This is a genomic window from Herpetosiphonaceae bacterium, from assembly GCA_036374795.1.
GTDB lineage: Bacteria > Chloroflexota > Chloroflexia > Chloroflexales > Kallotenuaceae > LB3-1.
Window position 1 is genome coordinate 1 of the sequence record DASUTC010000176.1, and the last position, 8,740, is coordinate 8,740.

The following is an 8,740-nucleotide window of genomic DNA, read 5'->3' on the forward strand; positions in this document are numbered from 1 at the left end:
CGTCGCACTGCATGGCTGTGCCGGGTACGACCAGGATTTTCATCTCCTCTCTTCCACGTTCTTCAGAGCGCGCCAGGACATCGCCGATGCTGTTCGCCAAAACTCGCAAGGGATGGTGGTATGCGCTACCCTCACTTTTACTACTGTTGGACATGGCAGCTCGCGGCCAGCCCGGAGTCGCTCTGGGCGCTGGTGTCCGATACCAATCGGCTCAATCGGGCGGCGTGGCTACCTGCGGTGCGGCAAACAGCGCAGCGAGGAGCGCCGCCCGGCTATGGGCGGCATCGCCTACAAGCAATCCGGCTTGGCGTACGGCTGGAGTGGGAAGAAGAGCCGTTCGAGTGGATACGGCCCTATCGCTATGGGATCACCCGGCGCTATGTGCGCGGCCCGGTGGCCGAGATGCGCGCGCTGGCCGAGCTTGATCCGCGACCGGATGGGGGCACGCGGCTTACGTATCAGGTCTGGGCGCGGCCTCACAATCTGCTGGGGATCATCGGCATTCCGGTGCAGATCGGCATCTTGAACGCCCGTGCCTTTGACACGGCCTTTCGACGCCATGCTCAGATGGCAGGGCTGAGCCAGCCACGGGCCGAGCGGCCTGTTCACGTTCGGCTGATGCCCGGCGCGCGGACGCGACTTGCGGAGCTGACCCGTGCGCTGCACCGGCATGGCCTCGATCCGCCGCTGATCGCCCGGTTGATCGAGACGATCGCAGAGGCGGATAACCTGACGGCAGCCTATCTGCGGCCCTATGTCCTGGCCGACGAGTGGAAGGCTGAGCGCCGCGCCGTGCTTGAGCTATGCCTGTGGGCCACGCGGATCGGGCTGCTCGACTTTCGCTGGGATATTCTCTGCCCGCTCTGTCGCAACGCGGATCTGTCTCGCTCGACGCTGCGCGATCTTGAATCCGAGGCACACTGCGATAGCTGCCAGATCGATTTTACCGTGAACTTCGACCGGCTGGTCGAGATCACATTTCGTCCCAGCCCGGCGATCCGGCAGATTGAGCAGCGCGAGTATTGCATCGGCGGGCCGCAGGTAACGCCGCACATCGTCGCTCAGCAGATCGTGCCGCCGGGCGTCGAGCGCGCGCTGACACTGCCGCTCGAAGCGGGCCGCTACCGCATGCGCGCAGGCCAACGTCAGGGCGCGCAACTGCTGTGCGCGATCCCCGATGGCGCTGCCGAGACGACGATAGCGATCAGCGATGGCGACTGGGCGGGGCAAGAGCGCTGGATTGCGCTCCGACCGACGCTACGGATCACGAACGCGACCGCCGACGAGCAGGTGATGATTCTGGAGCGCATGGCCTGGACCGATCAGGCGGTGACGGCAGCGGATGTAACGGCGTTGCAGCTCTTTCGCGATCTCTTCGCCGACGAGGCGCTCCGTCCGGGGCAGCAGATTGCGGTCGGCAGCCTGACGATCCTTTTCACCGATCTCCGCGACTCGACCAGGCTGTACCGAGAGATTGGCGACGCCGTGGCATTTGGCCGGGTCATCGATCATTTCGATGCCCTGCGGCACAGCATCGCAGCGGAAGACGGCGTGCTCGTCAAAACGATCGGCGATGCGGTCATGGCGATCTTCCGGCGACCGATCGCGGCGCTGCGCGCGATTACCAGCGCCCAGCGCATGCTGGCGGCTCCGGCAGGCGGCGGACAGCCCTTCGTGCTGAAGGCTGGCCTGCATCACGGCCCGTGCATCGCGGTGACACTCAACGACCGGCTCGACTATTTCGGCACCACCGTCAATCTCGCGGCGCGGCTGCAAAGCCTATCACGCGGCGGCGACGTTGTGGTATCGGCGGCGATCCGGCATGATCCAGAGGTCGCCGAGTGGCTTGCCGATCCCGACGTGCAGCTTAGCGTCTGTTCGTTTGAGGCGCAGGTCAAGGGCTTTGACGGGCCGCTTGAGCTGTGGCGGGTAACACCAGCCCAACCCGACCGCCGCGATCCTGAACGCCCGCCCGGCTGATCTGGTGTGGCCTGCGTTCGGGATCGCTCAGCCGCAGCAGGCAGAGGATCACGCCGCCATAGCCCAACATCAGATCGGGCGTGAACACATCGGGAAGATCCGACTGGCACAGCAGCAGGCCGTCGCGCTCGATCATAAACGCTTCGAGCAGACGCGCGAGCACGAGCGCCTCGTCGAGGTAGCTTGCGGATCTGGTCGCCTGGAACATATCCAGCAAAAACTCGATATTGCCCGCCAGGCCGTGACATTGGGTTGGACCGGCCCAGCGCGCGCCGTGGGCTGCCGTACGCGCGGCACGAGCAGCGAAATCGGCGGCATGCGCCATACCGCCGACCTGCGCTAGATGCAGCAGAAAACGCCCGATCCCGGTCGCGCCGTGACACCACAGCGCCCGCGATGGCTCGCCGCCGGGCTGCTTCGGCCAGCACGCGCCGCTGCCGTCGTCGAGCGCGGGAATCGCCTGCCGAATGATCCAGCGCGCCGCCGCGTGAGCCGCGCTGCCGAAGCGCTCGTCGCGTGTGGCCTCGTAGAGATCGAGCAGCGCATCGCCGATCCCGGCAGCGCCGTGGGCATAGCCCAGAAAGCGTTTACTGCTGAGGCTGCCGCAGCCCGGCGGGATCGTCCAGCACAGTCCGTCGTCGATCGGCTCGGCCAGCGCCAGCAGCGACTCGCCCGCAGCCAGCGCGTGAGCAAGCTGCTCAGGATCGGCGGTGGCCGCCCAGAGCAGGAGATGCAGCCGCGCCCGTCCTGCCGCGCCCGTGATCACATCCGGCGAGGCCCAGGGCAGCCGCGCTACGACATGGCCGCGCTCACTCGCGGCGGCGATCAGTGCGTCGTCGCCGAGCGCAACGCCCGCCCGCAAGGCCGCGAGCGCAACGCCCGCCTCGCCGAAGTACAGCCCGGCGACGGTCGATCCGCCGGGTCGCGGCGCACGGAGCAGGGCCGACACGCCCTGACGCAGCAGAGCCGTGTGATCGGGAGCGCCGAACTCCACGACCAGCGCGGCCAGCGCCAGCAGCGATCCGGCACTGCCCGCGTACAGATCGCGCGACCAGATGCCGGTGCCGTAATACAGGGCGCTGTCCCAGCGCGGCCCCTGCCCGCCGGGTCGCTGCGCCGCCACACAGAGCGACTCGCCGAGACGACGGGCGAGGTCACGAAAGCGCTGGCAGGTGGCGGCTACCGGCAGCGCGCCTACCGCGCCGCCGTCTTCTGGCGCGACGGTGGCTTCAGCGACAACTGCATCGAGCGACCGCTGCACCGCTGCCATCGATGCGGGACGATCCGCCGCATCGGGCGCGAGGCAGCGGGCCAGCACGCCGATCAGCGCCGGGCCAAGCGCCGGGTTGAGCAGCGCAAGCGGACGGCAGAGCGGCGAACGCGGCTGCGGCGTGAAGCCAGGCTCGGCACCCGTGGCGGCGAAGTACAGCAGCGCGCCCAGGCTGTAGACATCATCGGCGACACCGGGCGGCGCACCTGCGGCCTGCTGCGGCGACATATAGCCACGGGTGCCGCGTCCACGCGACGGCGACGCTGTATCAAGGCCGTGCGCCAGCTCAAAGTCGATCAGATGCACGCGCTCGTCCGGCCCCACGATCACATTCGACGGCTTGAGATCGCGGTACACAAGGCCCCGATCATGGATCGCTTGCAGCGCGGCGGCCAGCGTGCGCCCCAGGCCGACAACCTGAGCCTCAGACAGGGTACAGCCGCACCGGGAAAGCCGCGTTATGCGCTGCTCCAGCGTCTCGCCGCCGATGTCTTCCAGCACCAGGATCAGATCACCGTCGTGCTCGATCAGCGCGAACGCGCGCGGAATGTGCTCATCGGGCGCGAGACAGGCCAGAACGTCCGCCTCGTGGCGCAGGCGGTCGCGAGTATCCTGTCCCCGCCGATCGATCTGCGCATCGCGTGCGGCGCGCTTGAGCACGCAGCGGCGCAGATCGCGCAGATCAAACGCCCGCGCGACTGTGCCACGCGCCGATTGTGACAGCGTTTCGACCACCAGATAGCGTCCCGCGATCAGCGGGGCGGGCGGCGCTCGATCGTGGGCCACACCCGCCGCGACGAAGGGATCGACCGCCCACTCCGGCGGGCAGTAGCCGACGCCGCGCAGATCGGGGAGCAGCGCTCCATCGGGCTGTGCCAGCGCCCACTCGATCAGGCCGTTGGGCATCTGAACCAGCCGCGCCGCGAAGCTGCCGTAGCGATAATGCACCAGGCTGCCCGGCGCCAGCGGGCAATCCGAGGGGATCGCAGGCCCGCGCAGGCCGCGCGTCGCCTGATCGAGCGCCACGGCCAGACGCACCGCCTGCCGCTCGTCGTTGGGATAGACCGTCATGCACTTGCCGATCTGGCTCAGCCCGGCCTCGCCGTCGTTCAAGGCACGCAGGCGCTCCACGGAGGCGATCACCTTGAAGCTCGCATCCTCCGCCAGGAGCACCGACAGCGCCCGATCGAGCACGTGCTCTACCGAGTACGGACTGGCCGAGACATGCAGCTTCCAGCCCTGATCGGGGCAGCGGGCGCGCACGTTGTGCAGCCTGATCCACCATCCGTCGGCGGTCGGCAGCAGACGCCAGTCCGCGCCCTGGTCGACGGAGCCGCACAGCGCCGACACGCGGGCCAGCAGCGAGCCGGAAGCGCGATCCGCGTTCGAGAGCATCGTGTCACCCGGCATCGAATACAGGCCGGACGAGTCCAGGCGAGCGCATCCGCCCTACATCTCCTCGCCGCCCTTGGTTCCGGTGGTGCCGGGAGTCATCGCCAGCCGTGTCTGGAACTCCTCGACAATCTCGTCGTCGGATTTGTTTTTTTGGTCGATGCCCATAAAGCTCGCCAGCGCCGAGGGTGAGATCGGAAAGCCAGCCGCCCGCGCCGCGCCGATCGGATCAGCCGCCAGTTGTTGCGCGAAAGCCGGGTCGGCAGCCGCGCGGTCGCTCAAACGTTGCATCACTTCGTCGATGTTGGTCATGCGAGTTTCCTTTCCAGGCTAGTGGGAGTCCGACACACGAGCAGCGATGGGCACAATCCCGCGTTGACATGCGAACTTGCTGGGAAACCCGGCGTAACGTCTGGGGAGATGGGGGGTTTCTTGATCGAATTGTGGACCGAAGCACCGTTGCGAGGCGTGGTGGATGGTGGTGCTCCTGGCTGTATTGTATAGGGTCCGTCAAGCGCTGCGTTGTTTCGAGTTTCAAGTTCAAAGTTTCAAGTTCAAAGTTTCAAGACCAGGGTTCAGGGATCGGGCGTCAGGGGTCAGGTGCGGCGTGCAGAAGCGCTGCGGCATGGTGCAGAGGGACTGTGTCATGCCGTTGGAGCGGATCGTGCAGGCCCTCACCCCGGCGCTCGCGCCACCCATCTCCCATGACATAGGAGAGGGGGAGGGTGGGTGCTCCCCTTGTGCGCCGGGCGCCCCATTGTTCCGTCGTTCCGTTGTTCCGTTGTTCTTTGTTCCGTTGTTCTTTGTTCTTTCACCCCCTGAGCGCGGAGGCAATCGCCTGCTCACGCGACATTGCCGTGCCCTCGGCCCAGGCTGCGGCAAACGTCGACTCATCCAGGCTGCCGCGCGCAGCCGCAAGCACCTGCTCATACACGATCCGATCCGAGGGCGCGATCGGCGCGTCGATCGCATCGCGCACCGATCGGGCGGCGGCGCAGAGGATCACCGCCGCTCGGCTCCGGCCCTGCGCCTCTGCCAGCGCCGCGAGCTTCTCCACCGACGAGGCAACGCCGATCAGATCGTCGGTGTCGCGGCGCAGCACGAGGCTTTCCACAAGATGCGCACTGGCCTGCTCGTAGCGCCCCTGGCTGACCGCGACCTGTCCCAGCAGCTCAAGCGTGGCCGCAATATCCATCGTGCGGCCAAGCTCGCGAAAGTGCGCCAGCGCCTCGACGCCGAGCGTCCACGCGGTGGCGGCATCCTCTTGCAGCAGCGCGGTCAGCGCCAGCGCGTGCAGCGACAGGCTGATGCCGAGCTTATCGCTCAGCTCGCGGAACAGCCCAAGATTTTGCTCGAACAGCACGCGCGCCGCCGCGTAGTCCGCCTCTTCCACCGCGACGACGCCGAGGTTGTGCAGCGCGAAGGCGATCCCCCGCTTATCGCCCAGCGCGCGCCGCAGCGCGAGGCTTTGCTCGTAGAGCGAGCGCGCCAGCGGGTAGTTGCCCTGAAGATGCGCCACCTGCCCCAGCCGGTAGAGCGTGTTGCCCATGCCATGCCTGTCGCCAAGCTCCTGAGACAGCGCCAGGCTCTCGTCGAGCAGCGCCCGCGCCGTCGCATAATCGTCGAGTGTGTGGGCTACCGCGCCAAGGCCGTGGAGCGCGCGCGCCTGAAGCTGCCGATCGTTCAGATCGCGGGCCAGCGCCAGGCTTTGCTCGAAGCGTGGCCGCGCTGCGGCGGCATCGCCCTGGCGGACGGCCATCAGGCCCGATGCGACGAGCGCCTTCGCCCTCGCCCCGGTGGTCGGAGCCGATTGGCTCAGCATCTCGTCAAGCCAGCGCCGGGCCTCGCTGTAGTAGCCGCGCGCCGACCAGAACTCGGCGAGGACGCCCGCCAGCCGCAGCCCTATCTCCGGCTCCGGCGCGTCTCGACACCAGGCCAGCGCCGCCCGCAGGTTGTTATGCTCGATCTCAAGCCGATCCAGCCAGCGCGCCTGATCGACGCCGAGCAGCTCCGGCTCGGCCTGCTCCGCCAGATCAAGGTAGTAGGCCACGTGAAGGGCGTGCAGCTCGTCGGCAGCACCACCCAGCGCCAGACGCTCCAGGGCATACTCGCGGATCGTTTCGAGCATCATAAAGCGCGGCTCGGCCTCCGGCGCATCGATCTGCCGCACGAGGCTCTTATCGACCAACGACTGAAGCCCGTCCAGCACGTCAAGCTCGCCCGAATCGCAGCAGATCGCCTCGGCAGCCTCAAGCGCCCAGCCGCCGACAAAGACCGCCAGCCGCGCAAAGAGCGCCTGCTCAGCGGCATCCAGCAGATCGTAGCTCCAATCGATCGCGCCGCGTAGCGTCTGCTGCCGCGCCGACCGATCGCGCGCGCCGCCGGTCAGCATTTTGAGCCGATTGTCGAGTCGCGCCAGCAGCGCCTGCGGCGTCAAGAGCTTGGTGCGTGTGGCAGCCAGCTCGATCGCCAGGGGCAGCCCGTCGAGCCGGGCGCAGATCTCGGCAACCGCCGGAGCATTCTCGTTCGTCACCTGGAAGTCGCGCTTGACGGCCTGGGCACGCTCGATGAAGAGCGCCACGGCAGCATACTGGCTTAGCCGCTCCAGCGGCGGCAACTGCCGGGGATTGGGTGTCTGAAGCGGCGCTACCAGAAACTCGCGCTCCTCGTAGAGCCGCAGCACAACCCGGCTGGTGATCACCACCTTCAGCCGGGGCGCTGCTCGCAGCAGATCGGCCACCACGGGAGCCGCAGCCGCCACCTGCTCGAAGTTATCCAGAATCAGCAGCGTTTGCTTATCGCGCAGCCACGCCTGAAGCCCCGCCGACAGCGGCTCCCCGCCCGTCTCCTTGACGCCCAGCGTATGCGCGATCGTCGAGGCGACCAGGCCCGGATCGGCGATTGGCGCGAGCTCGATCAAAAAGACGCCATCGGTAAAATCATCGAGCAGATCGGCGCCGAGTTGCAGGCCCAGCCGCGTCTTGCCCGTGCCGCCGGGACCGGTCAGCGTCACCAGCCGCACATCCGGGCGGCGCAGCAGCGCTCGCAGCTCGACAAGCTCCTGATCGCGTCCAAGCAGCGGCGACGGCTGCGGCGGCAGGTTATTGATGCGGCTTTCGAGCGTGCGCAGCGGTGGAAAATCGGCGCGCAGATCCGGCGCGAGCAACTGGAAGATATGCTCAGGGCGGATCAGGTCTTTGAGCCGATGCTCGCCCAGGTCGCGGAGCTGCGTGACGGGCGGCAGCAGATCGCGCACCAGCTCTTGAGTTACCCGCGACAAAAGGATCTGGCCGCCGTGCCCCGCCGCCAGCAGCCGCGCCACGCGGTTCAGCGCCGGGCCGAAGTAGTCGCCGTCGCGCATCTCGGCGCTGCCGGTGTGGAGCGCCATCCGCACCCGCAGCGGGCCGACCGAATCGTCCCACGCGGCGGACTGAAGTGCGCGCTGGGCGGTCAGCGCAGCGCCGAGCGCGCTGGTCGCCGTGGTGAAGGCAGCGTAGAAGGCATCGCCGACCGTCTTGAAGACCACGCCGTCGTGGCTGGTGATCGCGGCGCGCAGCAGCGCATCATGCCGGGCCAGCGCCCGCTGCATCGCCTCGCCGTGCTGCTCCCAGCGGAGCGTGCTCCCCTCGATGTCAGTGAACAGAAAGGTGATCGTGCCGCTCGGCAGGTCAGTCATCACACATACTCCCGCGATCGGATCATCACCGTTGTATTGTAGCACCAGCTTTCCAGGCGCAGGCGCTCGCAGATCGTTGGCGCGCACCAGCGCCGCGCTTTGGGCGAATCGCCGCTTGACAGCGCCCGCCCGGCATGCTAGATCAGAGGTGATCGACTCCTACCGCCGACATGCTGCCGCGAGCAGCGATCAGACTCAGCCCGCGCATCTTCCTGCACGTCGCCTCCAACGCAAGCTGACGCCCGCTCTACCCGCTGCTGACGTTATGTGTACAGGAGCGCACCTGTGAATGATACTGCTGAGGCCGGATCGGATGATCTGGCGCAGGCCCAGGCGACGATCGCGCGTCAGGCAGAAGAGATCAGACGCCTGCGCCGACGGCTTGAGGATGAGCGGCTGGCGGAAGATCTGCGCGATGCGCT

General features: G+C 67.5%; 4 protein-coding genes. 1 reads left to right on the top strand and 3 read right to left on the bottom strand.

All coding sequences use genetic code 11. The features are described 5' to 3' along the window. The first annotated feature begins 120 nt into the window (after nucleotides 1-120). Nucleotides 121-1,980: an adenylate/guanylate cyclase domain-containing protein gene (locus VFZ66_12705; protein ID HEX6290049.1), complete on the top strand. Its 1,860-nt coding sequence runs from the start codon at nucleotides 121-123 to the stop codon at nucleotides 1,978-1,980. Here the strand turns inward: VFZ66_12705 and lanL are convergent. From lanL to VFZ66_12720, 3 genes are all read right to left on the bottom strand, one after another. Continuing rightward, nucleotides 1,895-4,645 (bottom strand): class IV lanthionine synthetase LanL, encoded by a 2,751-nt coding sequence (gene lanL / locus VFZ66_12710; protein HEX6290050.1) that lies wholly within the window; start codon nucleotides 4,643-4,645, stop codon nucleotides 1,895-1,897. The genes VFZ66_12705 and lanL overlap by 86 nt on opposite strands. A gap of 54 nt (nucleotides 4,646-4,699) precedes the next feature. Then, a complete protein-coding gene (locus tag VFZ66_12715) occupies nucleotides 4,700-4,954 on the bottom strand; it encodes a hypothetical protein (protein HEX6290051.1) in 255 nt (84 codons plus the stop codon). A 499-nt stretch (nucleotides 4,955-5,453) separates the two neighbouring features. Beyond that, complete coding sequence (locus tag VFZ66_12720) at nucleotides 5,454-8,318, bottom strand: tetratricopeptide repeat protein (GenBank protein ID HEX6290052.1); 2,865 nt, start codon at nucleotides 8,316-8,318, stop codon at nucleotides 5,454-5,456. Nucleotides 8,319-8,740 lie beyond the last annotated feature (422 nt).

Bases quoted from the DNA above. Each gene is read 5' to 3' on its own strand.
- VFZ66_12705 (HEX6290049.1), top strand. From the start codon at position 121: ATGCGCTACCCTCACTTTTACTACTGTTGGACATGGCAGCTCGCGGCC.
- lanL (HEX6290050.1), bottom strand. From the start codon at position 4,645: ATGCTCTCGAACGCGGATCGCGCTTCCGGCTCGCTGCTGGCCCGCGTG.
- VFZ66_12715 (HEX6290051.1), bottom strand. From the start codon at position 4,954: ATGACCAACATCGACGAAGTGATGCAACGTTTGAGCGACCGCGCGGCT.
- VFZ66_12720 (HEX6290052.1), bottom strand. From the start codon at position 8,318: ATGACTGACCTGCCGAGCGGCACGATCACCTTTCTGTTCACTGACATC.